Source organism: Desulfovibrio biadhensis (genome assembly GCF_055388615.1).
Genome location: NZ_AP042477.1, coordinates 1267982 through 1293736, shown reverse-complemented (window position 1 = coordinate 1293736; position 25755 = coordinate 1267982). Strand labels below are relative to the sequence as shown.

The 25755-nt window shown below is 54.1% G+C and carries 20 protein-coding genes; 14 read left to right on the top strand and 6 right to left on the bottom strand.

From position 1 onward, the window contains the following. Positions 1-184: 184 nt before the first annotated feature. Positions 185-979, top strand: a complete 795-nt coding sequence (locus ACZ5EH_RS05670) for a 4Fe-4S binding protein (protein WP_464277160.1) — start codon at positions 185-187, stop codon at positions 977-979. A 53-nt stretch (positions 980-1032) separates the two neighbouring features. Here the strand turns inward: ACZ5EH_RS05670 and ACZ5EH_RS05665 are convergent, their stop codons facing one another. From ACZ5EH_RS05665 to ACZ5EH_RS05655, 3 genes are read right to left on the bottom strand one after another with little or no spacing between them, the layout of a single operon-like run. Then, entirely contained in the window at positions 1033-2601 is a 1569-nt protein-coding gene (locus tag ACZ5EH_RS05665; RefSeq protein WP_464277159.1) for a DHA2 family efflux MFS transporter permease subunit, read from the bottom strand. A gap of 9 nt (positions 2602-2610) precedes the next feature. Continuing rightward, on the bottom strand, positions 2611-3867 hold the full coding sequence (locus ACZ5EH_RS05660; RefSeq protein WP_464277158.1) for an HlyD family secretion protein: 1257 nt from the start codon (positions 3865-3867) through the stop codon (positions 2611-2613). Positions 3868-3916: 49 nt separating this feature from the next. Continuing rightward, entirely contained in the window at positions 3917-4690 is a 774-nt protein-coding gene (locus ACZ5EH_RS05655) for a TetR/AcrR family transcriptional regulator (protein ID WP_464278264.1), read from the bottom strand. 252 nt (positions 4691-4942) lie between these two features. On the opposite strand from ACZ5EH_RS05655, the gene ACZ5EH_RS05650 reads away from it, so the two are divergent. The 6 genes from ACZ5EH_RS05650 to fliD all read left to right on the top strand — a co-directional run bounded on the left by ACZ5EH_RS05650 (position 4943) and on the right by fliD (position 12876). After that, positions 4943-5221, top strand: coding sequence for an anti-sigma factor family protein (locus tag ACZ5EH_RS05650; RefSeq protein ID WP_464277157.1), 279 nt, complete (start codon positions 4943-4945; stop codon positions 5219-5221). Beyond that, positions 5202-5864, top strand: coding sequence for a flagellar hook assembly protein FlgD (locus ACZ5EH_RS05645; protein ID WP_464277156.1), 663 nt, complete (start codon positions 5202-5204; stop codon positions 5862-5864). The genes ACZ5EH_RS05650 and ACZ5EH_RS05645 overlap by 20 nt, the downstream gene beginning before the upstream one ends. A gap of 20 nt (positions 5865-5884) precedes the next feature. After that, positions 5885-7477: a flagellar hook protein FlgE gene (locus tag ACZ5EH_RS05640; protein WP_464277155.1), complete on the top strand. Its 1593-nt coding sequence runs from the start codon at positions 5885-5887 to the stop codon at positions 7475-7477. Positions 7478-7487: 10 nt separating this feature from the next. Next, on the top strand, positions 7488-9572 hold the full coding sequence (flgK, locus tag ACZ5EH_RS05635) for a flagellar hook-associated protein FlgK (RefSeq protein ID WP_464277154.1): 2085 nt from the start codon (positions 7488-7490) through the stop codon (positions 9570-9572). 9 nt (positions 9573-9581) lie between these two features. Then, on the top strand, positions 9582-11075 hold the full coding sequence (gene flgL, locus ACZ5EH_RS05630) for a flagellar hook-associated protein FlgL (protein ID WP_464277153.1): 1494 nt from the start codon (positions 9582-9584) through the stop codon (positions 11073-11075). A 94-nt stretch (positions 11076-11169) separates the two neighbouring features. Further along, the gene (fliD, locus tag ACZ5EH_RS05625) at positions 11170-12876 is read left to right on the top strand and encodes a flagellar filament capping protein FliD (RefSeq protein ID WP_464277152.1); all 1707 of its coding nucleotides are present in this window, start codon (positions 11170-11172) and stop codon (positions 12874-12876) included. Positions 12877-12971: 95 nt separating this feature from the next. Here fliD and ACZ5EH_RS05620 read toward each other — a convergent pair whose 3' ends face one another. Next, positions 12972-13847: a flagellin N-terminal helical domain-containing protein gene (locus ACZ5EH_RS05620; RefSeq protein WP_464277151.1), complete on the bottom strand. Its 876-nt coding sequence runs from the start codon at positions 13845-13847 to the stop codon at positions 12972-12974. 118 nt (positions 13848-13965) lie between these two features. Beyond that, positions 13966-14664, bottom strand: coding sequence for an RNA polymerase sigma factor (locus ACZ5EH_RS05615; RefSeq protein WP_464277150.1), 699 nt, complete (start codon positions 14662-14664; stop codon positions 13966-13968). Between the two features lie 212 nt (positions 14665-14876). Here ACZ5EH_RS05615 and ACZ5EH_RS05610 point away from each other — a divergent pair, with 212 nt between their 5' ends. The 5 genes from ACZ5EH_RS05610 to ACZ5EH_RS05590 all read left to right on the top strand — a co-directional run bounded on the left by ACZ5EH_RS05610 (position 14877) and on the right by ACZ5EH_RS05590 (position 22217). After that, positions 14877-15653 (top strand): response regulator, encoded by a 777-nt coding sequence (locus ACZ5EH_RS05610; RefSeq protein WP_464277149.1) that lies wholly within the window; start codon positions 14877-14879, stop codon positions 15651-15653. A 10-nt stretch (positions 15654-15663) separates the two neighbouring features. Further along, positions 15664-17133, top strand: coding sequence for a sensor histidine kinase (locus ACZ5EH_RS05605; protein ID WP_464277148.1), 1470 nt, complete (start codon positions 15664-15666; stop codon positions 17131-17133). A gap of 367 nt (positions 17134-17500) precedes the next feature. Beyond that, positions 17501-20458 carry a hypothetical protein gene (locus ACZ5EH_RS05600; RefSeq protein ID WP_464277147.1) on the top strand — a complete coding sequence of 986 codons (2958 nt, stop codon included), beginning with the start codon at positions 17501-17503 and terminating at the stop codon, positions 20456-20458. Positions 20459-20762: 304 nt separating this feature from the next. Continuing rightward, positions 20763-21302 (top strand): VPLPA-CTERM sorting domain-containing protein, encoded by a 540-nt coding sequence (locus ACZ5EH_RS05595; RefSeq protein WP_464277146.1) that lies wholly within the window; start codon positions 20763-20765, stop codon positions 21300-21302. A 336-nt stretch (positions 21303-21638) separates the two neighbouring features. Then, a complete protein-coding gene (locus ACZ5EH_RS05590) occupies positions 21639-22217 on the top strand; it encodes a VPLPA-CTERM sorting domain-containing protein (RefSeq protein WP_464277145.1) in 579 nt (192 codons plus the stop codon). A gap of 181 nt (positions 22218-22398) precedes the next feature. On the opposite strand, the gene lon is transcribed toward ACZ5EH_RS05590, so the two are convergent. Further along, positions 22399-24423, bottom strand: a complete 2025-nt coding sequence (gene lon / locus ACZ5EH_RS05585) for an endopeptidase La (protein WP_464277144.1) — start codon at positions 24421-24423, stop codon at positions 22399-22401. Positions 24424-24790: 367 nt separating this feature from the next. Here lon and ACZ5EH_RS05580 point away from each other — a divergent pair, with 367 nt between their 5' ends. Together ACZ5EH_RS05580 and ACZ5EH_RS05575 are read left to right on the top strand one after the other, a co-directional pair. After that, positions 24791-25249 (top strand): hypothetical protein, encoded by a 459-nt coding sequence (locus ACZ5EH_RS05580; RefSeq protein ID WP_464277143.1) that lies wholly within the window; start codon positions 24791-24793, stop codon positions 25247-25249. 42 nt (positions 25250-25291) lie between these two features. After that, a complete protein-coding gene (locus ACZ5EH_RS05575; protein WP_464277142.1) occupies positions 25292-25738 on the top strand; it encodes a hypothetical protein in 447 nt (148 codons plus the stop codon). Positions 25739-25755: the final 17 nt, after the last annotated feature.

Below are 25755 nucleotides of genomic sequence, written 5' to 3'. Positions count from 1 at the left end.
CAGAGTGGGGAAGAGGTCGCGAATCCTGCAGCAGTTTGCGAATAATGTAAAGTGATCGCTTTTTGAGTTTTCCTGGTCAGACGCTCTCCAGAGGAGTAGAAGACTGCGTGTTAGATGTTTGGAAACCATTACAAATTTTATTGCGGGACTAAACCCGGACTCTGTTTCTACAGGTGAGGTTGGTATGGATTGCAAAAGCACGACGTCTATTGTTTTTTCGCCTACGGGCACCACACGCACCATTGTTCAGGCCATTGCCGGCGGCCTGGGATTGGAGAATTCTCTTGTGGATATGACCATGCACTCTGCTACAGCGCCGTTGCAAGTGCCTGCCACGGAACTCGCCATTATTGGTGCTCCTGTTTATGCGGGACGTGTTGCGCCTGTGGCTCGTGAGCGTATCAAAAACGTTACAGGAAAGGGCGGCCCTGCTGTTCTTGTCGTCGTCTATGGCAACAGGGCCTACGAAGACGCCTTGCTTGAACTCGCCGATCTGGCCCAGGAAGCCGGTTTCAAGCCTCTGGCTGCAGGGGCGTTTATTGGCGAACACTCCTTTTCCAGTGCTGTTTCGCCAATTGGCGTCGGACGTCCGGACGCTGCGGATATAGACACCGCGACCGCCTTTGGCGTTGCCATCCGGTCCAAGCTGGAAGAGGTCCCGCAACCTGCAGACATTGCGCCCCTGGAAATCCAGGGCAACTACCCCTATCGTGAGGGGGTTTCCCGCAGTGGAATCAGCCCGGAAACACGGGAGGAGGATTGCGTGCGTTGCGGAGTGTGCGTGGAAGTCTGCCCCGTGGACGCCATTACAATGGATGACCTGCCCGTCACAGATGGCATGGAGTGCATCCGCTGTTGCGCCTGCATCAAGAATTGCCAGACGGGCGCGCGCGTCATGATACAGCCGAAGCTGCTCGAACTGGCGGCCAGCCTGAGCGAACGGTGCGCAACGAGAAAGGAGCCTGAAGTCCTGCTGTGATGCTCCCGGAAGGCGTCTGGCGGGTGTGTTTTGCATGCCGTTTCAGGGTGCTCCTATTTTGCTTTCTTCATGGTCAGGGCCAAGAGTCTTGCGCGTGTCGGCAGGAGAAAGACCATGGGCACGAGCAGGAAAAAAAGCATGCCGAAGAACAGGGATATGTCGTTGTAGGCCAGCATGGTCGCCTGCTGCGAGAGCGTTCTTTCCAGGGTTGCCAGGGCGAGCTTCGCAGACGTGATGGCATCCATCCCCATGTTTTGGAATGTCCCCTGGAGCGCGGACTGGTAGTTGTGGGAAATCATGTTGAGATCGCTGATATGCTCAGAAAGCCGGGCATGGTGAATCTGCTCGCCCCTGTTGAGAAGCACGGCGACCAGGGCGTAGCCGATGTTTCCCCCCACGCGGCGCGCCAAGGTGTATAAACCCGAGGCATCCGTCATGTCGCTGCGGGGAACGCTGCAAAGCGAAACCGTGCTCAAGGGAATGAACATAAAGGGCATCCCCATCCCCATGATCATGAGCGGCGGCACAAGGTCCTGAAAACTCGCCTGCATATTGAGCTGTGCAAGGTCATAGTAGGACCAGATGATGACGAAAATGCCAGTGAACACCATGGCCCGTGCTCCGGTGCGCTGGTAGAGCCAGCCGACCAGGGGCATGAACAGTATCAGCGTCATGGCTCTGGGCGCCAGGGCAAGGCCTGCCTGAAACGCGGGGTAGCCCAGTAGTTGTTGCGTGAACTGCGGCAGAATGAAGGTTGTGCCGAACAGAGATATACCGAATATCAACCCCATGACAGAACCAAGAGTCAAATTGCGGTCTTTCAACACGCGTAAGTTGACGACTGGGGATTTGCAACGCAATTCCCAATAGATAAGTGCGAAAAGAGACAGTGATGTCGCAATCGTCATTGCGATTATGAATTTGGATTCGAACCAGTTGTCGTCTTGCCCGCGTTCGAGAATAATCTGCATGCCCGTCAGCATGACGGAAAGCAGGATGATCCCTGTCCAGTCCACGGACTGCACGCCGCGGCGCAGATAGGGTGGGTCGTGCACGAATTTCACAATCAGAAGCATGCCCAGAATGCAGATGGGCACGTTGATGTAGAAGATCCACGGCCATGACCAGGAATCCGTAAGCCAGCCACCAAGGATGGGGCCCAGTGCGGGAGCCAGTACCACGCCCATGCCATAGAGCGCCATGGCGATTCCTTGCTGCTTTGGGGGGAAGGTCTCGCGCAGGATGGCCAGGGATACAGGGATGAGAGCGCCCCCGCCAATACCTTGGATGACCCGGTAAATGATCATCTGGGTAAAGGTGTTCGCCGTGCCGCAGAGGATTGAGCCTGCAGTGAAGATGGCGAAGGACGCCAGAAGAAGGTTCTTGCGTCCAATCAGGGCACTCCACCATCCGGACATGGTGACCATGATTATTTCTGCGATGCTGTAGCTGGTGGCAACCCAGGTGATGGACGAAAGGTCTGTACCGAAGCTGCCCATCATGTGCGGGATGGATACGTTGACCACGCTGGTGTCCATGACGGCCATGAACGCCCCGAACATGACCGTGAAAGCGATGAGCCACCGCTCTCCGGACGACATCTCCTCCGGTTCTTTAAACATGATGGCGCCTTATTGTCTGGATGACGCCACTGCGGTGGCGCTTTCCTGAACTGCCAGGCCGGTATCTTTGCCTGGCGCGGAAATGTCCACCATGGGGACGACAGACATGCCAGGGGCAAGCACGAATCCCCCCTCAGGCGTGGGGTCGTCCAGCACGATCTTTACAGGCACGCGCTGTACAACCTTAATATAGTTGCCGGTGGCGTTTTCGGGTGGCAGCAGGCTGAAGCGGGAGCCGGTGCCGCGTTGGATGCTGTCCACGTGGCCGTGAAAGGTGGTATCCGGGTAGGAATCCACTTCGATGTCCACGGGTTGGCCGGCCCGCATATTTGCAATTTGTGTTTCCTTGAAATTGGCCACAACCCAGACTTCAGGGCTGACAACGGAAAGCAGGTTTTCGCCAACAAGGACATACGTCCTTGGTTCTACGACTTTTTTGGTGACATGCCCCGCACAAGGGGCGGTAATTTTTGTATACGAGAGATTCAACTCCGCCTGCTTTACATTCGCTTCCGCTTCGGAGAGTTCAGCTGCGCGGATAGCCGCCTGGGCCTGGATGCCTCTGTATTCATCCTCGGCTGTCGCCAATGCGGCCTTTGCCTGCAGAATCCTTACGGAATGCGTATCCACCTCGCGCAGGGCGGAATCGTATTTGGCACGGGTCATGGCTTCATTGGTTTTGGCGTGGTCGAATTCCTGGCGGCTGATGGCTTTTGCAGCGATCATCTTTTGCAGACGCTCAAGGTCGCTCATGTCGCGTTGGTGTTCCGCATCCACTTCCGCCACCTCGGCGCGGACTTGTTCCAGGGTGGCCTGTTGCATCTGCAATTCCGCCCTGCGTTGGGCCAGGACGTTGGCTGCTGCGGAGGTGTTGGCCGCGGCTTCCTTGACGGCTGCCTTAGCGGACTCAAGGCGCGCCTTGGCGGCTTCAAGGGCCACCTGAAAATCACTTGGGTCGATTTCCGCCAGCAGCTGATCCTTCTCTACCCACTGGTTGTCTTCCACCAGCACGCGAGCCACATGCCCTGCAACGCGGGGGCTAATACTTAAAACATGTGATTCCACAAAAGCGTCGTCCGTTGATTCGTGGGACAGGGCTTCCAAATAGTAGGGCATCCCGATGAACGCTGAAGCTGCCAGCACTACGGCTATGACGCCCATGCTTACCAGTCGTTTGGTGCGGGATTTGGGGCGCCGTTCAGTTTTCATACTGTTTTGGGATGTTTCTTCTGGGGCGGTGTGCGTCTCAGTCGTGTTGCTACTCATGTCGTTATCTCTGTGTGGCTCTATAGTTTGGTGGCTGCAAGGGTGGGGGCTATGAACGTGGCCGCAGACCGTTAAGGATGAACGAACAGGCGTGTTGCACTATTTCCTCGGTCGTGGTGCCTTCATCACGAGACAAGGATACTGAACGGAGGAGTCCTGGGATGTAGAGGGAGGTAAACTTGGGGTTTTTGTCTTCAAAAATACCTTGTTCAATGCCGCTTACGATGACCTGCTCGATGAGGTTGCATAACTCCATCTTCTTTGCTTGCCATTCCCCGGATTTAGGAAAATGCACCAATGATCCCCGCATCAGTTCGACGCTGCAAGACCTGTTGAAAAGATGGTAGGTGATTTCTTCTACAATGCGCTGCATCTGTATGTTGGCGGGTGCTTCCGCCTCGAGGTGCAAACGCATTCTATCCACCAGTTCTGCAAATTCCCTGAACAGAACTGAAAGATAAAGTTCGTCCTTGTTCTTGAAGTAAAGATACAAGGTTCCCTTGCCGACACGAGCGGCGCTCGCAACGTCGCTGAGCAGAACTTTGTGGAAAGGCAGGCTGCCGAACAGTGTTGCCGCCGCATCGAGAATGCGGCTTTTTTTATCGTCGTCGTTGTCTGGCATTTCGGTTTCTTTCTTGGCGTAAGCGCCGTGTTTCGCAAAGAGCCATTTCTTCGGTTTTCTTAATGCCGGGCAGTACTGACCGGTCAGTACTGAACTAATGGCGTCGATCTGATTTGTCAAATCATATCTCAAAATATTCTTAAAAATAATATATACTAGCAAGTTACATGTTTGTTTAGTTGCGTTCCCTTGTGGGCGCACGGTCAACAGGCGTGGACGCCCCTCCATAATTAGTAAGGAGTGGTCAATGCCGCTTTCCAAGCCTTACGGACGCGGGCTTCCTTTAGGTGTACGTAACCAACTGAAATATATCATGTTGTAACCTGCTTAAGAAGTCTCAAGCCAGCTTCACATTCCTCCACATAACATAAGCCTTCCCATGATTTCTTTTGCAAATGTTAATGGATGTTTGGTGGTCCATTCCACGTATATTAATTCAAAAGGAGGGATTAAATGCGAGTGCATGTAGAATCATACATTCATGATACGGGAATAAAAATATGGGGGGGAAATATGTTTGATGGACTTTCAAAGAGTTCATTTCTTTGTCCAGGGCATAATACAATAGCAGCATATATAGACAAAAATCTGCCAGCAAAGGCAAGAAAAGCAGTAGAAGACCACATGGCGTCCTGTAAAGAGTGCAGAATAGAAGTTTTGGAGATCAGGAAAATGTTAAGCGCCATCAATGATCCTGAAATGGAGGAAGATCATGAATATTGCGTCCGTTAGCAGCGCTACCACGACCACCACAGACAGTACTTCGTCGAGTGATCTGAGCAGCACTGATTTTATGACGCTGCTTCTGGCGCAGCTCGAAAATCAGGATCCGCTGAATCCCATGGAAGATACCGAGATGTTGGCTGAACTCGCCCAGTTCTCAAACCTGGAGCAGCTCGTGGAGCTGAATGAAACCATGGAAACCGTGGCGGACACCGTCAGCACCATGTTTGTCACCAGCGCGGTCAGCTTCATAGGGCTGGAAGTCACAGCCGAAGGCAACACCATCACCAAGGGTGAAGACGGCACCACAGACCTCACCTACACCCTGGAAGATACCGCCACCACGGCAACTGCCTACATCTACAATGAGGATGGAGACCTGGTCACTTCCGTGGAACTCGAGGAACTTTCGGAAGGTGAGCATACCTTTGATTGGGATGGCCTTGATGATGACGGTGAAGAGCTGGAAGACGGCATCTATAGCGTCAGCATCCTGGCCTACGACGCCGAAAGCGACAGCGTTTCCGTCTCCATGGAGTGCCAGGGAACGGTTGTCGGCATGACATCCCTCAATGGCAGTGCAGTCTATGAGCTCGATAACGGCAGCTATGTGGACGTGATGTCCATCAGCAGCGTCACAAGCCCCAGCTAAGCCGGCACAAGGAGCCTGTTATGAGTACCCTTACAAGCGCCATGTACGCCGGTATCTCCGGCCTCTCGGTCCACAGCAAGGCCATATCAGTTGTTGGCAACAACCTGGCGAACGCGAACACCATCGGCTACAAATCCACCACAATCCAGTTTCAGGACATTTTCTACTCCTCGGTGAACACGGCCAACGGAGTCAGCCAGATAGGCAACGGCGCCAGTGTCTCCACACTTTGGAACGACTGGTCCCAGGGGTCCTACGAGGACTCCACCTCTTCTACCGACGTTGCCATCTCAGGCAATGGCTTTTTCATGGTGAATGACCCTGTTACGGGCTCCACCTATTACTCCCGGGCCGGTAACTTCACCTTTGATGAAGACGGCTACCTTGTGAATGCCCAAGGCTACAGGGTTCAGGGGTGGGCGTACGATACGGAGCGCACCTCCAGCGGCGTCAATACCAAAGGTGCGTTGGGCGATATCGTCATAGAAGACCTGCAGTCGGAACCCAAAGCGACCTCACTGGTTTCGATGCTGGTTTCTCTGGACAAGGAAAGCGAAGAAGCCTCCACCAATGCCACAGACCCCTTCTTTGCCCTGCAACAGGAATGGGATGGCACTGCCGACCCGCCTCTGGGCGAAAACAGCTACACCTATCAAAGCACCATCACGGTCTACGACGAAGCAGGCTCCGCGCACGAACTGACCGTGTACTTCGACCCTGTTCAGGACGACTCGGTTACAAGCCAGGCCGGGGGCTCGCAGGTGTGGGAATATATCGTTACCTGCGATGCGGACGAGGACGGCCGCACAATAGACGGGCAACAGCTTGCCGGAACCTCCAGCGCCGGCCTGCTGATGACTGGCACCATAACTTTCAACTCCTCCGGACAGATGCAGGGGATGACCGCTTTCACCCTGGACGGCACGGCTACCGGAGATTTGCACGACCTGAGCAATTGGACGCCGGCAGATATAAATGATGACGGCTATCCGGTGTTCACCGCGAACTTCTCAGGCTCCAGCGACGCAAGCTATACGGGCGCGGCAGAAGCGGTGAGCATTGGTCTGGACTTTGGCGTGCACGACAGGACCCCTACGTCCACTTCCTGGGACGGCGCCGTGTCGGATGCTTCCGCCATCGGCACCAACCTTTCGTCCCTGTTCAACTTTGAAGATCCGGTGTTCGATGCCAACTGCACCACCGCCTACGACAACTCCTCCTCCACCCTGTCGCAGACCCAGGATGGCTATGCCCCGGGATTTCTGGAATCCGTGGAAATCGACGCAAACGGTGTCATCGTGGGTAACTTCACCAACGGTGAAAACATCGAGCTGTACGTCCTCGGACTTGCTGATTTCGATAACTACCAGGGTCTTATCAGTGAAGGGGGCAACCTTTTCTCGGCCAGCCGCGAATCGGGAATCGCCATAACAGGCATAGCAAACACCAACGCCTTCGGTTCTGTGGCCTCCTGCACCCTGGAGCAATCCAATGTGGATTACTCCTCTGAGATGGTGGATCTGATCACCTACCAGCGCGGGTACCAGGCCAACTCAAAGGTCATTACCACTGTGGATTCACTGCTCCAGGAAGCATTGAATCTGAAGCGCTAGGAGCTGAGCCATGATTAATGCACTGCTCAGCATGGGGAAACAGTCCCTGATGAATTCCCAGGTGGGGATAACCGTCACAGGGGACAACATCGCAAACATTGACACCGACGGGTACGCCCGGCGCACTGTCACCTACTCCACAAACTCGTCCATAACAGTGGGTGATCTCACGGTAGGCACGGGCGCTTCCGTGGAAACCATCCGTCGCAATTACGATTCGCTGCTCGAGGCGCAGTTTCTCTCCTACAACAGCGACTCAGCCTACTGGGGGGCTCAGGCCGAAACGCTCTACAATGTGGAGACCCTGTTTACGGAAAGCGATTCCTACAGCGTATCCACGGCGTTGGATACGTTTCTGGATAGCCTTACCGCCCTGGAAGAGGCCGCGGATGATGCTGCAACGCGTCAGGAACTGATCAGTTATACAGAGACTCTGATCGACAGCTTGAGCATTATCGACGCAGGCTTACAGGACGCTGTGGAAACCGTGGAGACTGATCTGGAAGCCGGCGTGGAGAGCGCCAACGCGCTTATGGAGGAGATAGCAAGCCTGAACAAAAGCATCGTGGCCAGCCCTGATGATCTGGACTTGCAGGACCAGCGTGATGCAGCCGTGCGGGAACTTTCAAACCTTTTGGACGTCAAGGTCGTGGAGGACGGTGACAGCTATACCGTGCTCACCACCAGCGGCCAGACACTGGTAAACGGCGCCAAGGCCTACAGCCTTTCCTGGGAAGGGCCGCAGGTGGAAAAGGACCTGACTTCCAGCTCCACATTTGATGGGGAATTGTACTTCGACGGTACAAGCGCGGAAGAACTGCTCGTGGAGTTTACTTCTGGGGGCGCCGCCGATGGCACGGCCGCAGCCGCCACCTTCAAGGTTTCTCTCGATGGCGGTGAAACCTGGGTCACCGATGAAAACGGTGACGTAATGGAATTCACGGCTGGCAGTTATGACGACAGGGTAGAGGTCAATGGCGTGGAAATATGGTTCGGCGCCAGCGACGATTCCTACGCCACGGCCACAGGCAGCCTGGCTGCGGATGACACCTTCGACATCATGGCCAAATCCGGCATTTATTGGAATGCAACAACAGGGGGCAAGGTCAACATCACCCCTTTGAGTGGAGCCAATGAAGACGACACCCGCCTTTCTGGAGGTGAACTGGCAGGGTTGCTGACAACTCGTGACGAAGATTTGCTCGCGTATCAGACGGAACTCAATGCAATCGCCAACGAGTTGATCTGGCAGGTGAACTACCAGCACAGTCAGGGCGCCGGCCTTGAACATTACAGCTCCACCAATGCATCCAATGCCGTGGATGACACAACGGTTCCCCTGGCCGAAAGTTCTCTGGCGTATGCCGACAGGCTTGAATCAGGGGCCCTTTCCTTTGCTTTTTACGATGAAGATTCCGGGGACAGTCTCGGGGTCTCTTCGCTTGATTTTTCCTCCATCACACCCGGCACCGCAAATTTCGACCCTTCTGTGCACTCCTTACAGGATGTGGCCGACGCCATAAACGCAAGCTATTCAGGCCAGCTCAGCGCCACCATAGTTGACGGACAATTGCAGCTCGACGCCGCAGACGGTGTGGAGTTCGAATTTGCCGGGGACAGCAGCGGCGTGCTGGCGGCCTTGGGCCTGAACACCTTTTTTTCCGGCAGCAGCATCTCGGACATGGCCGTAGAGGAACGTGTGGCCAACAATACGGACAGAATCAATTCCGGTGTGGTCAACGCTTCCGGGGTTGTGGCTTCCGGAGACAACACCAACGCCCAGGCAATGGCCGCGCTGGGTGACAAGGACGTGTCACTTGATGCCTTGGCCAGCAGCGCATCCCAGACCCTTTCTGAACATCTTCACGCCCTGGTCGCCGATGTCGGCGCAGATACCGACACCGCTGCACGAAATTATACGCAAACCACAGCTTTGGCCGAAGAGTTGGATGAACGGCAGCAGGAAGTAGCCGGAGTCAGCCTGGATGAGGAGCTTACCAATCTCACGCGCTATCAGCAGGCGTATCAGGCGGCAAGTCAGCTCATTCAGACTGCCAATGAAATGTTTGAAATCGTGATGTCACTGAAATCGTGAGGTGGATTTATGCGCGTTTCCTTCAACATGATCTACTCACAGTCCGTTTCGAATATGAATTCGCGGTTATCCGAATTGATGCGGATAAACGAGCAGACCGCGAGTCTGAAAAGTATCAACCGCCCCTCGGATGATCCGGAAGGGACGGCCAGAGTCCTGGATCTGAGCAGCAGCATGAGTCGCATGGAACAGTATCTGGAAAATGTGGATACGGCCGTGGCCTGGCTTTCTTTGGCGGATGAGGAACTGAGTCAGGCCAGCGATGTGCTGACCCGGCTTGAGGAAATCTGCGAGCAGGGCGCCACCGGCACCTACTCGGACGATGAGCGTGAAATGATCGCCGCCGAAGCCAGAGAACTCATGGAGGAACTGGTCAGCATTTCCAATACGGAATACGCCGGGGATTCCATTTTCGCCGGCTCCATGATTGCCGACGACGCCTACGCCATGGGCCTGGGCGCTACCGTGCGGGATGGCGAAGGCGCTGCCGCGTCAGTGCTTTCCGTCACAGGAGAAGCAGACTCCACAGTCTACATAGAATTCATGGATTCCGGCGAAGTCGGTGTGGATGCACTAAACTACCGCTACTCCACCGACGGGGGCGATACCTGGACCGAAGCAACCCTTGCGGCGGGCGATACCGAATTGGTGTGCGATGGCGTGCGGACCACCCTGGAATCAGGTTCCACCGTGACAGCCAGCAGCGAGGAAGGCGAAGGCGACGGGAGCGTTATCTGGTTGCGCCCTGCCGCCATATACCAGGGGAATGGCGTTGCGGACGCCGTGGTGCGGCATAGCGGCAGCTCTACGGTTGCCGCCTCATGCGAGGGAACATTCTACTCCAATGTCACCATCCGCGTTGATTCAGGCGGCACCCTGCCCGGTCCCCTTGAATATTCCTACAGCCTGGATTCCGGCGCCACCTGGAACACCGGATACACCACCACTGACAGTACGTTCATGATTCCGGGAGGAGAGGTGGAATTGGCCTCCAACGGCGGCTCCACGGTTGTGGCTGGGGATCAGTTTGTAGTGCAGCCGGAAAACGCGGAAATTTACGTGGATATCTCGGACACGAGCAGCGTGCAGATAAATAACGTGGGGTGCGACATCTTTGGCGGATTGGTGGAAGACGCGGCAACCGGCGCCATGGAAGCCGTTCCAGATGGAGATGACAATCTGTTGGAAGCGGTGGGCGAGTTGGTCGGCTATCTGGAAACAAATGATGTCGAGGGGGTGAGCGAGGTTCTGGAAAAGCTGAGTGCGGCCCATGAAAACCTCACCGTGACCCTTGGCGATATCGGCGGTCGAGAGAATCGGCTGGAATTTACCCAATACAACCTGGAAACCATCATCGACGCAGCAGAAGCCAATATTTCCGACATTGAGGATGCAGATATCACACAACTTTCCACGGACCTTGCCAAAGCGGAATACGCCTATGAGGCGGTGTTGCAAAGCAGCACGCAAATAATGGGCCTGAGTCTGCTCGATTACATTTAGCGTCTAAAAGTATGTAACTGGCGAGAATCCAACATGTGTTCCCTTGAAATAATGAGCATTGTTTCGCGGCGAAATAACGCCGGGGGAGAGCGCCATGACTGAATACTGGTCAGGTTCCATTACCTTTACAGGGCTCGGCAGCGGCACGGATTTCGATTCCATTATCGAAGCCACCATGGAAGTCGAGAGTTATCGCCTGAACAGAATGGAAAAATGGGAGGCCATGTGGTCCTCCAAGCTGGAGCAGGTGGAAGAGATCAGTTCGGAACTATCTTTATATAAAACACAGCTTGAAACTATGGACACCATGAGCGAGTTCCTGGTCAAAGGCGCCACCAGTTCAGACACATCCATTCTTTCCGTGACGGCCAGTTCCGACGCTATTGAAGGCACGCACAGCGTAGAAGTGGGGCAAAAAGCGCAGAATGACGTGTGGAGTTCCACCTCTGGGTGGGAAGATGAAGATACGGTATTTACCGAAGATGACGCCGTGTTCACCATAGAATACGGGGATGAGACCATTGAGTTGGAAGTTGCCGGAGGCACCACCCTGGAGGGGTTTGTCAGCCTCGTGAACAATGACTCGGAAATGAGTGACGCCATCAGAGTGAGCGTCATTGATGATGGCGACGAGCTGCATCTGCAGATTCGCGGTCTGGATCTGGGGGCGGATAACACGGTGACGATAGTGGATAACGGCACTTCTGGCATCGATGGCCTGACGCCGGATGATTTCGAACATACCAGCGAAGCGCAAAACGCCCAGATCAAGGTGGATGGCTACCCCTCGGGGGAAGACGAATGGATCGAACGCGATTCCAATACCTTCAGTGATGTCATCGAAGGGCTGACCTTTTCCATCTACGCTTCCAGCGAAGGGGAAACCGTGGATGTGACTGTCGCCACAGATACGGACGCAGTCATAGAGAATATTGAGAGCTTTGTGGAGCGCACCAATACCATCCGCGAAGCCATAAGAGTCCTGGACGAAGACGTGGAGCTCTACGACGACGACGGCGAAGAGGTCGATACCACGGGGTATCTCGTGCGCGGCAACTACGGCATGGACATCATCGAGCAGAGCCTGCAGGACATTCTTTCGAATAAGGGCCTGGGGTTCATGTACTATGATGCAACGGAAAATTCCGGTGACCTGTACTCGAGCCTCGGGTCCGTCGGCATAACCACTGATGCGGATGAAGACTCGAGCACCTTCGGCAATCTGATAATAGACTATGACGAGCTGGAGGATGCCCTGGCGGAAGACCCGGACGCAGTCGCCAGGATATTTGCAGCAGAGAACGACGGGGTATCTTACGACTCTTGCCTTACCTACGAATCAAGCATCACATCCATTACCAGCCCGGGTGAATATGATGTGGAGTACACCGTCTCCGGAGGCGCGATAACCAGCGCCACCATCAATGGCAATGAGGCGAAAGTGGATGGCTGGACCATTGTGGGTATGAGCGGCAACGATGAAGCCGGTCTTGCCGTCACTGCCAACAGCCACGGAGACGGCAGCTATTCCGGAACCGTTTGCCTGCGGCAGGGCAAGATCAACGAAACCCTGGACAAGTTGGATTCGTTCACGTCAGCCGAAAACGGTACTTTGCAAATCATTGAGGACAGTTACCAGGAAATCATCGATAACAATGCCGAAGCCATGGAGCGTGAAGAGGCCAGGCTTGATGCCAAGCAGCAATACCTGGTGGAGCGCTATGCCGAGCTGGAAAGCCTGCTTGGATACTATGAAGACCTGAGCGATTCTCTGGAAAGCCAGCTCGCCGATCTCGAATAAGTTACTTCTTCCCCACGCTACAAATGAGCGCGGCCCCTCAGGCTTTCGCCGGAGGGGCCGCTAGCTCGAAAAGGCCAGACAGGGGGTCCGGTTGTCTAGCCGATGAGCTGCAATGCCATTTGCGGCAAGGAGTTGGCCTGGGAAAGCATGGCTACCGCAGACTGTGTAAGCACCTGTTGCCGCACGAATTCCGTCATTTCCAAAGAAACGTCCACGTCGGAAATGCGGGATTCTGCCGCCTGCAGGTTTTCAGACTGGATTTCCAGGTTGCTGATGGTGTTCTCCAGCCTGTTCTGCAGGGCGCCAAGGTTGGCGCGGATCTTGTCCTTGGAAACAATGGCGTTTTCAATCTTGTCCAGGGCCTCCTGGGCAAGCTGCTGGGTTGATATGGAATTGCCCGCTGCCAGACCAAGGCCGAATGCGGAAGACGTGGCCGTGTCTATCTGGATGTAATAGTAGTCCTCCGCCGAATCGTTGGATGTGCCGAAGTGCACCTTGAGCTTGCCCGTGGAGTTCAACGTGGAGCCGTCATGGGTGGTGCTGGAAAGATTCCCGTTGAGCAAGGATATGCCGTTGAAGTCGGTGGCGTTGGCGATACGGGTGATTTCCGATGCCATTGCCTGATATTCCGAATCAATGATCATGCGCTGGTCGGACGTGTAGGTGCCCGTTGCGGCCTGTTGCGCCAGCTCTTTCATGCGGATCAGCTTTTCATCGATGACGCCAAGGGCGCCGTCAGCTGTTTGGATAAGGCTGATGGCGTCGTTCGCATTGCGAACGCCCTGGTTGAGTGAAGAAATGTCCGCACGCATCAATTCCCGAACCGCGAGACCGGCAGCGTCGTCCGACGCGGAATTGATTCGCAGGCCGGAAGAAAGACGCTGTGTTGAAGTGGAAAGATTTCCATAGGAGCTGCTCAGATTGCGAGCAACGTTTGCCGCCATAAGGTTGTGGTTGATGACCAGGCTCATGATACTCCTCCTTGAATATTATGATGTGGTAACTTTACCGATGCAGACCGACAGCCGGCCTCCGTTACACACATCGAACATTCGAGACGGAGCATAGAATTTTCGACCATGATGTATTCTATATAATTTCAATATCTTGCATGAACTTTAAAGTTCTTTGCGTGAGCTTCACCTTTCTAGAGGAGTTCTTAACAGATTCTTTGCTTTCGCTTGCGCTACCATTTTTGGGGCCAAAGTAGTGCCAGCGCATTCTGGCAAGGGCGCTATTGCGCATGCTGCGCACGGTTTGCGGATGCACATCCATAAGTTCCGCGATTTCTGTGGTGGTGGCGTCTTTTTCAAAGCACATGTGCAGCACGTATGCCTGACGCGCGGTGAGCACATCGCGAGGGAGGGAGAGCATGCCGCCTTCAGATTCCTGTGTGGCGACCAGATCGTCCAACTCGCGGGGGCTGGTCTGCATGGAGTATTTCTGGTTGCGCAAGTGGTCCAGGGTGGCGCTTCTGGCCACAACGCAGAGCCAGGTGGAAAAAGAACTGCGCTGCGGGTCGTAGGTACGCAGAAGACGGTATTCGCTGCGCACCAGCCGGAAGCACACGTCCTGGAAGATGTCGTCGGCATCAGATTCCAGCGCAGAGTAGGTATTTTTTTCCGACTTGTGTTTCAGGGTCCAGCGAATCGCCTTGCGCAGCAGCGGTCCGTAATCCAGGAGCAAGCGCCTCCAGGCTGCTTCGTCTCCTGCAAGACAGGATTCCAGTTGGGAAATCAGGGGATTGTCAGAAGCGGGATTATTGTTCGATTTCAGTGTACTCAGCATGTGCATGCTCTCCTTAGTGCATAGAGTCATTGGCGACCCTTTTCATCGGGGGGGCGATTGTTACCACCCGTTACAGGAGATGCAGGAGCAGCGCCTGATACGCTTAAGCAGGACCAAAGAAGCCTGTAGAAAAGTTATGCTGCCTTAATATTTCTTGAGTTTTAGTAGCAAAATGTTGGCTCTTTCTTTGCTATTGTCAGGATGCGGCAACTATGGCCGGTAAAACCTGCAGCACCGAGATTATCATGAAATCCATCGTACTCATTGATGATGACAAGGAACTTTGCTCCATGCTGAGTGAATATCTCCTTGCTGAGGGAGTGGAAGTAAACTCTTGCTATGATGGCGATTCCGGTTTGGAAGCAGCGCTGTCTGGCCACTGTGATCTGGTCATTCTGGATGTTTGTCTGCCGGGTGCCAGCGGGTTTGAGATTCTAGCCAGGTTGCGCGCCGCATCTTCAGTACCCGTTCTGATGCTCACCGGGCGCAGTTCCACCCTGGACAGGGTCGTCGGACTCGAGATGGGGGCGGACGACTATCTGCCAAAACCCTTTGAGCCCCGCGAATTGCTGGCCAGAATCAGGGCCGTGATTCGCCGCGCCGATGCGGCCAGTACGCCGCAAGTACATGACAAGAAGACTTACACGGCTGGAGACCTCGTGTTGTGCACGGCGACCAGGAGTGTTCAGGTTGGGGGCGCCCCTGTTTCACTGACAGGGGCGGAGTTCACCATTCTGCAGATGCTTCTTGAAGCCCAGGGAGGGTTGGTCAGCCGTGAGGATATTTCGGAAAAGGCGCTCAACAGGGAGCTTGCTCCCTTTGACCGCAGCATAGACGTCCACATCAGTAACCTCAGGCGCAAGCTGGGGCGGTCCCAGGAAGGGGGCAACCGCATCACCACGGTGCGGGGCGCTGGTTACATCTACACGGACCTCAAGCCTTCGCATGAAGACCTTGCAAAAGAGTCTTTGCGAATGGTCCTGGATTGAGGAGCCTCCCATGCGGCACATTCTCTTGCGCGTCATCGTGTTTTTATTTTTGACCTTGGGTGTGGCGGCTGTATCCATCCTGATTTATATCCAGTTTTTTGAGCATGATAACCAACTGGAAATGCGGGGTGAAATACGCAGTGAACTCCTGGAGAACGTCGGACGTTTGTTAGTGGAGTGGCATCGCGACGGCGCCAGCGCCAGCAGTAAAGCCTACCTGGCAAAACAGCTTGACCATGGCTTTGGCTACACGCTCTTTGATGCTCATGGCAGGGTGCTTTTGGGGCGGCAGCCGGATCAGGAATTGGTTTCGCTGACCCAGCATGCGTTGCAAAAGCAGGGATACGCTTACAAGGAAATGCAGTCCGGTTTTCCGCCCCCTCCTCCAATGTCGCCACCAGGCAGGGAGAGTCTTGCCTTCATTGATCGCGAGGGTGTGCAGTACGCCATTGGGCTGGCGGCGACGCCGCCCCCGTTTCCACATGAAGGGCGTCCCCGGCCATTGTTGTTCATAGGGGCGGGCGCATGCGTTGCCATTCTTCTTTTGTTTGCGCTGCTGCGCATATCTGGCCGCACGGTTATGGATATGCGTGCTGCTTTGGGGCGTCTGGCAAAAGGGGACTTCGACACGCGCCTGGACTCTGCCCTGGAACAGCGCAAAGACGCTTTTTCAAAGCTGGCCAAGGATTTCAACCTGGCTGTCACGCAACTGGCTGATAAACACGCCGAGCAACGGTATCTGATTAGCGAACTCACCCATGAGATGCGTTCGCCTTTGACGCGTATGACCTTGGCCATGGAGCTGGCCAAAACGGCTGCTCCGGATAAGAGCGGTCAGCTTATGCAGCGGCTCAAGGCGGATTCCGACGCGCTCAATTCCATTTTTGAAAAGCTCATGGACTATGTGCGGCAGCAATGGGATGAAACAGAGAAAACTTCCATGGATTTGAGTGCGCTTGCGTGCAGTGTTGCCAGAAGCTGCGATGAAGAGGCGCGTTTGAACGGCAAGCAGGTGCTTTATTTCGATTGTGGCGATTGTCGTATCTGCGGCAATTCCAGGCAATTGGCCAGCATGATTCGCAATGTGCTGCGCAATGCTGTGCGGCATACGAAACCCGGCACTTCTGTAGAACTCCATATCGCAGCTGGGGCGGAAGACGCCACCATCACCATCACCGACCATGGACCCGGGCTCCCCCCTGACATGCTGGAAAAGGTCTTTGAGCCGTTTCGCCAGAGCGGCTATGCAAAGGGTGAGGCCGGTCTTGGCCTGGCCATTGCCAGGCTGGTGGCGACACGACATGGTGGCACCATTACCTTGCAGAACCGTGTTGATGGCGGCGCCATGGCCACTATCCGGCTGCCCCTGCTGCAAGATAAGACGGACAAAGATGAAAAGTCTGCTGCTGTTCTGGAAGATGTGCAAAGCGCCGTGGCCAAAACACTCCACGTCTTGCGCGCGTCCATCAGCAACGACTGAACCCCGCCGGTTGGTGCGGTAATACTATGAGGGGTGCGCTCCCACAAAGGGGGCGCATCCTTTTTTGTATTGCTTGAGTAAAAAATAAAGAGTGCATCGCAACTGCGCACTCCTTGGCGAGAGACATTTGAATATAATCCAAATCACTATATGATGGAGTACTCTGGCAACGTGCAATACTTTTTGAAGCGCCATGATTGTACGGCGTTTCATTTGTGGCGCGACTGCGTAATGGAGGCGCGAGGTTTTTTATTTTGACCCTCCGCCGCCCCCCGGGACGTAAGGGGCGCAAAAAAACAGTTGCGCCCTGTAATGTGAGAAAAGTATCAATATTGCGACGAAATCGAGATAAACAGGTTACGATATTATGACGAAGACGTGTGCGGGAGCAGTCTCCCGTTGTGAATTAAGCCTGGTCAAGCGCAGGTTGCTCTTTGATCGCCAGGATCACAGGCTTATCCAGATAGTGAACGATGTTCTGGATCGCAAGGCGAGCGAGGACTGGAAAAAGACGCTGGAGCCGTATCTCCACCCCCATGGCATAAAGGAGATGGCCTCCACCTTCGGGCTGCGGGTAGCCTATTCCACGGCAAGGGTGCTTGATTCTCTGGAGACCGGAAAGGCAGAAGAACGTCTGGAGGCGCTGCGCTCCCTGCGTGACGAAGTGTTGCTGGCGCCGCAAAGCCCCCTGCAATATAATACCTCCCGGGTGCTGCTCCAGATAATGAAGGAGCTGGTGCGCTCGCAGGGGGATTACATCCGGCAATTGAAGCTGGCGCATGATTTTCGCCGTTGCATTTCCGGAAAACCCAGAAGAATTCGCGCTCAGCTCGATAAATACCGCCTGCTCGAAATGCAGGAAGACTTCACGCACATGGCCTTTGATGACCATGTACACGACGCCTACACAAAAGGGCGCAAGTCGCCTTCACATCTTATTATGGACGCCTGGATCAAGGGGCTGCGTAAAATCACCCTGGTCTACTACAACCACATTCCTGAAAATGTCGCTCACGAAGTACTTGAAGCCGCCAAAATAATGGATGTCTCCGTGCGTATCGGCATCGAGATGCGCGCCAGACACATGGGGCGTTATGTGAAATTCATCTGGACGCCGCGCGGTCTGCAGGAACCATCTGATTTCATTAGTTTTCTTAATAAAGACGATGTGCGCGAACTGATGGAAAAAGGGCGCATTGTTTCTGCGTATCAGCACGAATATGTCTGGAAAATTCTGGACAAGTACAACAGCACCATCCGGCATGCGGTGGGCAAGGATATGGGGTGGGAAGCGCCCCTAATCGACAAGAAGGATTTCATCTCCTGTCTTGGGCCGGGGCAGCCCAATCTGGACCAGCTCGGCAACTATATTTCCATGCTCTTGCCGCAAGAAGCGGAAGAAAAGGCCGATCCCGAATACATCCTGGCAAACTGGCTGGCGCCGGATGTTAATCCGGATATCTCTAATCCGTTTCAGCCTGCGGAAGATGCGCCTGCCCTGCTGCACCATACACCCTCTTCCCTGGTGTCCTTATTGGGGAAAATTCATTTCCATAACTGGATAATCCTTGATCCGGAAAATCTGGACACGGCGGATATCATTCTCACCCTGTACCATTGTAAAGGGAGCATCACCCATATAGAGACCTTCAATCTGAAGGAATACACGAAGGGCAACTGGTCCATATATCAGAAAAGCCTTGATATTCTAAGTATGCTCAACGGCGGTAACGACATTCGCTGCAAGCGCATGCTTGCCAAAGTGCTGCACGAGGTGCAGCAGCGCCGGAAACCGGGGTGGGAGGAAAAACAGGCCGAGCTGGCAGATATACTTGAGAACTTGCATGCCTTTTCGACCATGTATCGGAACAAGGCCCTGCGAAGCAGGGTGGGAACAGACTCTACAGGGCGCCCCAGACTGCGTCATGGCATGGGGTTTGTTGTTTTGGATACGTTGCCGGGAAGCGCCCGGAGGCGAGTCCGAAAAAATCGGCATACCAGCTACAAGGCGTTACCGCTCTCCTTGGACGTCTCCAGACAGATCGGCTACAGGCCGGTCAGGGTTTTTGATAGGGGCAGCAGAATTTTCAATTTGCTGCAAGGCTCCGGCATGCTGGGGCACAAGATGCTGCAGTCATGGATAAAAGGGGACTTCAGGGTCGCGCCTTCTGGCAAGGGCAACATCTACACCCTTGGAGGCAAAGGAGGGGGCAACAGCGCCATCACTGGACGAAGGCACAGTGAAGAAACCAAGGAAGACGCCAGATTGGAGTGGATGTACCTCAACAGCCATTTGAAGAATTGCCTCAAGATTCTCATGGGGCTTCTGCCGGCAGCCATTTCCTTTTATCTGACCAAGAACTGGTGGGTGCTGGCTTGGTTTGGCGCCATAATCTGGTTCACCATCACAGGGTTTCGAAACATCGTACAATCCGTGCTCGGCTGCGGTGGCATCAGACGCTCTCCGTTTTTGCAATGGAAAGACCTGGTCAACTGGGACAGGTTCTCGGATTCACTGCTGTTTACAGGGTTTTCTGTGCCGTTGCTGGACTGGCTGGTGAAATCGGTCATCCTGGATCAGGGGTTCGGCATCAATACGACAACCAACCCCCTTATCCTTTATACAGTCATGGCGTTGGTCAACGGCGCCTATATTTCCGGGCATAACATTTTCCGCGGCCTGCCGCGCAGCGCTGTTGTGGGCAACCTGTTCAGGAGCGTTCTCTCCATTCCCCTTGCTTTTTTGTTCAACATGGCGATCGGTGGGGTGCTTGCCTTTTATGGGGTGGCGGCAGTGGATGTCATGCTGCAGAAATGGGCTGCCATCATCTCGAAGTTCGCTTCGGATTGCATAGCCGGCATCATTGAAGGCTTCGCCGACAGAAGCAAGTACATTTTTATCAGAAAACGAGATGTCGGGCGCAAGCTGGAGCAGATAGTGGAAATCTACACCCGGCTTGAACTTATGTACCCGCAGGATGATATTCTTGAGCTGCTTGAAATGCCCCAGGCGTTTATCGAGACCATTTCTTCGGAGCAAAAGGGGTTGGAAGGGATAGTTATCGTTAACGCCCTGGATATGATGTATCTTTGGATGTACCAGCCCCGAACGCGATTGGTGGTGCGGCGCATGCTCCACGGTATGACGCCCGATGAAAGAAGGGCGTTTTTGCTTTCCCAGTATATTTTGCAGCGTGAAAAAGAGATAAGCGTTTTGTTGGCCAATGGCTTGATCGGTAAGAATTTTGCCCGCGCGCTGGCGTTCTATCTGGGCAATTACAAGGATTATCTGCACCAGATCCAGAAAACGGCCGCTGTACATTGAGTTGTCTGGCTATATCGTAATCCCGTCCTTATTTTTCAGATCAAATCAGGGGCAGAACTCTTGTTTTTTCAGATTTTTGAGGCCAATTTATCGGGTATGTGTCGATAGCTCTTTGAAATGGCGTGACAATTTTTTTTGGCATGTCATTTGCTGATTGGAAAGCAACTAGTGGCAAAGTGATCCGTCGCCTCCTGTAACGGATCCAGGGGCAACCAGCCTGCCCGGATAACCCGGACCCGCAACTGTAGGCTAAGGAGATACTCCAATGAAGAAATTACTGACACTCATCGCAGCGACAGTGTTCATGTCTTTAATGGTGACAAACGCCATGGCGGATATTTACGCAAGCGAAGTGGATTGGGTTCAAGGCACCAATGTAACTGATCCTGCCCGTATGATTCCGACCAATGCTCTCGGTGCGCCTGACGGCAACTTCCTGAGTCTTGGCCTGGGCGGCGTGGCGATGTTCGGTTTCGGACAACAGTTCGATACCACTTCCTCCGTGTTCGAGATCACCAGCGGCAACAGGGAAAACTACCTTGAAACTGCCAACATCTACGTGGGCAACATCAAGAGTACCAATATTGCCGATTTCACCTTGGTGACATCCATCGACAACTCGAACGCACAAACGATCGTGGACCTGTCCGGTGTTGCCGGATCACCCTTCACCTACCTCCTGATTGTGGACACCACAGTGGCCAGTCAGGGTGCTACCCAGGGCGATGGGTTCGACGTGGCAGCAGTAAGCGTACAGCCGACCCCGATTCCAGGCGCTGTTTGGTTGCTCGGTTCCGGTTTGTTCGGACTGGTCGGTTTTCGCCGGCGGATGAAACGCAATTAGTATACTACTCCCCCCGTATTGAAACGGCGGTTCGTGCGAGCGAGCCGCCGTTTTTTATGTCGTATCCTCTCACTTCGGGAGGGGAAAGCGGGTGTTCACACGTTTTTTATGTACAGCATTTTCTGAAGACTCTGATTTTTCCAGACTCTTTGAGGAGGATTGTGAAGAGGTTTTTTATTAATGCGCTGAAAAATAAAGACAAGTTTATTTGGCATGTTGTTTGCTTGTTCTAAATAGCAAATGTGCAAATAGATCCGTCATCATCATATATCGGATCAAGGGGCAATCAGCCTGCCGGAAAATCCGGACCCGCAACTGCAGGCAAGGAGTAATCCAATGAAAAAATTAATGACACTTATCGCAGCGGCAGTGTTTATGTCTTTGATGGCGACAAGCGCCATGGCGGATATTTACGCAAGCGAAGTGGACTGGGTTGAAGGCGCCAACGTCACAGACCCTGCCCGTAAGGTTACCAGCAATGCTCTCGGTGCGCCTGACGGCAACTTCCTGAGCCTGGGCCTGGGCGGTGTGGCGATGTTCGGTTTCGGCCAACAGTTCGATACCACGTCCTCTGTGTTCGAGATCACCAACGGCAACAGAGAAGGTTACCTTGAGACTGCTGACATCTATGTGGGCAACATCAAGAGCACCAATATTGCCGATTTCACCCTGGTAACGTCGATTGACAACTCGCTTGCCCAAACGATCGTGGACCTGTCCGGTGTTGCCGGATCACCCTTCACCTACCTCCTGATTGTGGACACCACAGTGGCCAGTCAGGGTGCTACCCAGGGTGATGGGTTCGACGTGGCAGCAGTAAGCGTACAGCCTACCCCGGTTCCTGGTGCGGTCTGGTTGCTCGGTTCCGGTTTGTTCGGACTGGTTGGTTTCCGCCGCCGCATGAAACGCAACTAGAACAACATACACCCAAAAATAATAAAACAGCGGTTCGCATAGGTGAGCCGCTGTTTTTTTGTTTGTTGTGTCTTATGCCGCCAGATGTCCAGAAAAAAAGGCATCTGCACCAATCCATCCGATCAGGCCCATCCGAACAGGCCCACTCCTGCAGCCGTGACATCGCTTTAATGAAGGGGTGTCACTCCTGCAGTGTCAAAGCGAACACCTCTTCCAGACGCTCCACATATAAAATTTCCACACCATCCGTTATGGACTGATCGAGCTGCTCCACGTCTTGTTTGTTGGAAGCAGGCACGATGACACGGGTTACGCCGGCGCGCGCTGCAGCCAGAATTTTTTCACGCAGGCCGCTCACGGGCATGACTCTTCCGGTCAGTGTCACCTCTCCTGTCATGGCCGTATCTGCTCTTAAAGGGCGCTGCGTCAACGCTGACGTCAATGCCGCGCCTATGGTGATACCAGCGGAAGGACCGTCTTTTTGCACTGCCCCTTCTGGTATGTGGACATGGATATCGCTGTCCTTGAACATGCTTGGTTCTATGGAAAGCGTGGCGGCATTGCTGCGTATGTGGCTGAGAGCCGTCTGGGCCGATTCCCGCAGCACTTTGCCCAGGGAGCCGGTCATAATAAGCCTGCCGGTTCCTTGCATGACAACTGATTCCACTAACAGCACGCGCCCCCCGTGTTCACTCCAGACCAGCCCGGGCGCCAGCCCTGGAGGCAGGGATTCAGGCAATTCCTGGCGGCGGAAAGGCGGGGGGCCCAGCAGACTTTGCACGTCTTCCTCATGCACTGAAAGGGGCAGGGTGCGTGTATTCTTCAAAAGCGCGCGCCCCAGCTTGCGACAGATGCCGCCTATGGTGCGCTCCAGGTTTCTTACTCCAGCTTCACTGGTGTACTGCTCTATGACCATGGTGAGGGCTTCTTGAGAGAACGCGACATTCTGTGGGGACAGACCGGCGTATTCCAATTGCCGCGGCGCCAGGTGTTGGCTGGCGATCTGAAGTTTTTCCGGGGTGGTGTAGCTGGAGTAGGGGATGACCTCCATTCTATCCAGTAACGGGCGCGGCAGTTCCTCCACTATATTGGCGGTCATGATGAACATGACGCCAGAGAGATCGAAAGGAACGTCTACATAATAATCCAGAAATTTGCTGTTCTGCTCCGGGTCCAGCATTTCCAGAAGCACGGCCACAGGATCGCCCCGGAATCCCTGACTGGCCTTGTCTATCTCGTCGAGCATGAAAACAGGGTTGTTCACCTCGAGCCGGCGCAGTTCATTCATGATTCTGCCTGGCATTGCACCCACATACGTGCGGCGGTGTCCCTTGAGTTCCGCTTCGTCGCGCATGCCGCTCATGGACAGCCGGACGAACTTGCGGCCCAGCGCATCTGCAATGGACTGCCCGATGGAGGTCTTGCCCGTCCCTGGAGGCCCGGAGAAGCACAACACAGGGGCGCGCCCCATGCTGGAGCGCTGTTTGGCGGCCTGGCACTCACGTACGCTTTGGCGCAGTTTTTCCAGGTTCAGAGGTTTGGAGATGTAATTTGCAGCGCCTTTTTGCATGGCGCTGACGGCGCTATCCACGGTGGCGTAGCCGGTGACCACAAAAAACGTGGTGCGCGGCGATATTTCATGAAAGGCTTCAAGGAGCTGCATCCCGTCCATGCCTGCCATCTTGAGATCGCTGATGACCACGTCAAATTCGTAATCATCCAGAAGCGCCAGGGCTACGTTGCCGTTTTCCGCCTGCTGTACCTTGTGGCCATCCTTACCCAGGGCGTAGGCCATGTTTTCCCGGGCTATGGGTTCGTCATCCACAACCAGCACGGACAAAGGGCGCGACTGCCGCATGATGTTCAGAGCCAGGTGCTCGAGAACACGCTCCTTCACTCTGTCCAGACCGGCATGTCTGCTGTGCAGCACAGCTTCGGCCTTGTCCATGTCCAGTACGTCAACGGTTGCCTTGCGCCAGGGAAGCTGCAGCATGAATTCTACATAATTGCAGCCGATTGCGTATTCCGGAAAAGAAGGGTCAGTCCTGGCCAGCCGCTCCAGCTCCTTTTCCAGAGCCTGCATGGGCGCAGAGGGCAGATGCGCCTCCTGCACCTGCTTGCGCAAGATATCAAGAGGGCTTTCTGGGGGGGGAGGAGTGTCGTCTTGCTGCGCCGCTTCTGGCTCTGAGCGCTTGAAAAGGGCCATGCCGTCTCACCTGCCTGGAAAGAGGTTTACACCGATCAGCAGAGCAATTCCATAATGAAACGTTTTGTCCTCTAGGCTTGCCTTCACCAAGAGAATAAAGACAACGCTGCAAAATAGGATCTTTATTTATGCTGTAAAGATTGCAGGTTCTGTCTATTTTGTCCATCTGTTGCAATTTGCACCGCCTCCGCCATTCTGTTCGCAAAGATAAAATCATATTAAAACAAGGTGTTGGGATAAAAATGATGCAAAATGCACCACTGTGCCCAAGTATGTCTAAAAATAAAATACAATTATATCAGTGGGATAAATAAAAAAATAGAATGGCACGTCATTTGATTAAGGGGGTGTGAAGGAGGCGCAGCATATGAAGAGGTTTCTGGAAGACATGGGCGTTGCAGCAGGACTTGCACAAGAAGGCGACCAGGCGCAGGCGTGCGCAATCATCGAGGAGCTGAAAAGGCTTCGCGAAGAGCCTGGCTGCAGAATCGTGCTTGTTCAGGAAGCATCGACCATGCCTTTGCGGGTGGCCAGGTATGTGAGCCGGCTAGCCCGTAGAATCGGCGCCAATCTGCTTGTCGTAGCACCAGGGAATGAAAACGAAGGTGCTGCAGATCGCAACACGCATCTGGAGTGCCTGCAAAAAGAAGCAGATGGGTTGCACATTACCAGTTTTTTCTCTTCAGGCGACTGTCTTGAGCTTGCCCGCAGCATTTGTGACCAGGTCAGAGGGGTGGAGCTCATCCTTGTTCATGCTCCGGATACCGCAAAAAAAGCCCTGTGCCTTCATCGTCAGTTCAAGGTTCCTGTCTATCAGATCGGATAAGGAAAGATAGGCAGACAAGCACGTAACGCAACGGAGGACATCATGAACATTCAAGAATCGCTCGAGGACTTTGGTGTAAAGCTGGCGTTTGCTGAAGCGAACGCATCTGATCTGGTGGTTGGTAAAAATGACGGGGGACCATCGCATCATGTACCTGAAGGAGGAAAAAAGATGGATGTTGCAAAGCGTGCTGCAAAACGTAAAGCAGTAGTTTATGGTTGTATCTCAGCGGCTCTGTATGCAGTTCTGTATGCCAAGTCTGAGACGATCATGACCTACTTCACCAAGGGACATTTTTTCGCAGTGCTCCCTGTTGCCGCCGCATTCCTGTTTTCGTTTGTTCACGGTAATTTCACCGGCAATTTCTGGACGGCTTTGGGTGTCAATGCCTCTTCCAAGGCGACCAGCAAGCCTACCGTTGAAAAGCCTCTTACGCAGCGCCCCACAAAGCGTCCGGACCAGCGTCCAAGGGCGCGCGCGCAAATGTAAGTGTGCCTGAACTGAAA

What these genes read in the sequence shown, in the direction of transcription:
- ACZ5EH_RS05665 (WP_464277159.1), bottom strand. Translation starts at nt 2,601, where the DNA reads ATGTTTAAAGAACCGGAGGAGATGTCGTCCGGAGAGCGGTGGCTCATC.
- ACZ5EH_RS05640 (WP_464277155.1), top strand. Translation starts at nt 5,885, where the DNA reads ATGAGTACCCTTACAAGCGCCATGTACGCCGGTATCTCCGGCCTCTCG.
- fliD (WP_464277152.1), top strand. Translation starts at nt 11,170, where the DNA reads ATGACTGAATACTGGTCAGGTTCCATTACCTTTACAGGGCTCGGCAGC.
- ACZ5EH_RS05670 (WP_464277160.1), top strand. Translation starts at nt 185, where the DNA reads ATGGATTGCAAAAGCACGACGTCTATTGTTTTTTCGCCTACGGGCACC.
- flgL (WP_464277153.1), top strand. Translation starts at nt 9,582, where the DNA reads ATGCGCGTTTCCTTCAACATGATCTACTCACAGTCCGTTTCGAATATG.
- ACZ5EH_RS05620 (WP_464277151.1), bottom strand. Translation starts at nt 13,847, where the DNA reads ATGAGCCTGGTCATCAACCACAACCTTATGGCGGCAAACGTTGCTCGC.
- ACZ5EH_RS05580 (WP_464277143.1), top strand. Translation starts at nt 24,791, where the DNA reads ATGAAGAGGTTTCTGGAAGACATGGGCGTTGCAGCAGGACTTGCACAA.
- ACZ5EH_RS05645 (WP_464277156.1), top strand. Translation starts at nt 5,202, where the DNA reads ATGAATATTGCGTCCGTTAGCAGCGCTACCACGACCACCACAGACAGT.
- ACZ5EH_RS05660 (WP_464277158.1), bottom strand. Translation starts at nt 3,867, where the DNA reads ATGAGTAGCAACACGACTGAGACGCACACCGCCCCAGAAGAAACATCC.
- ACZ5EH_RS05615 (WP_464277150.1), bottom strand. Translation starts at nt 14,664, where the DNA reads ATGCTGAGTACACTGAAATCGAACAATAATCCCGCTTCTGACAATCCC.
- lon (WP_464277144.1), bottom strand. Translation starts at nt 24,423, where the DNA reads ATGGCCCTTTTCAAGCGCTCAGAGCCAGAAGCGGCGCAGCAAGACGAC.
- ACZ5EH_RS05595 (WP_464277146.1), top strand. Translation starts at nt 20,763, where the DNA reads ATGTCTTTAATGGTGACAAACGCCATGGCGGATATTTACGCAAGCGAA.
- ACZ5EH_RS05605 (WP_464277148.1), top strand. Translation starts at nt 15,664, where the DNA reads ATGCGGCACATTCTCTTGCGCGTCATCGTGTTTTTATTTTTGACCTTG.
- ACZ5EH_RS05610 (WP_464277149.1), top strand. Translation starts at nt 14,877, where the DNA reads ATGGCCGGTAAAACCTGCAGCACCGAGATTATCATGAAATCCATCGTA.
- flgK (WP_464277154.1), top strand. Translation starts at nt 7,488, where the DNA reads ATGATTAATGCACTGCTCAGCATGGGGAAACAGTCCCTGATGAATTCC.
- ACZ5EH_RS05600 (WP_464277147.1), top strand. Translation starts at nt 17,501, where the DNA reads ATGACGAAGACGTGTGCGGGAGCAGTCTCCCGTTGTGAATTAAGCCTG.
- ACZ5EH_RS05650 (WP_464277157.1), top strand. Translation starts at nt 4,943, where the DNA reads ATGCGAGTGCATGTAGAATCATACATTCATGATACGGGAATAAAAATA.
- ACZ5EH_RS05575 (WP_464277142.1), top strand. Translation starts at nt 25,292, where the DNA reads ATGAACATTCAAGAATCGCTCGAGGACTTTGGTGTAAAGCTGGCGTTT.
- ACZ5EH_RS05590 (WP_464277145.1), top strand. Translation starts at nt 21,639, where the DNA reads ATGAAAAAATTAATGACACTTATCGCAGCGGCAGTGTTTATGTCTTTG.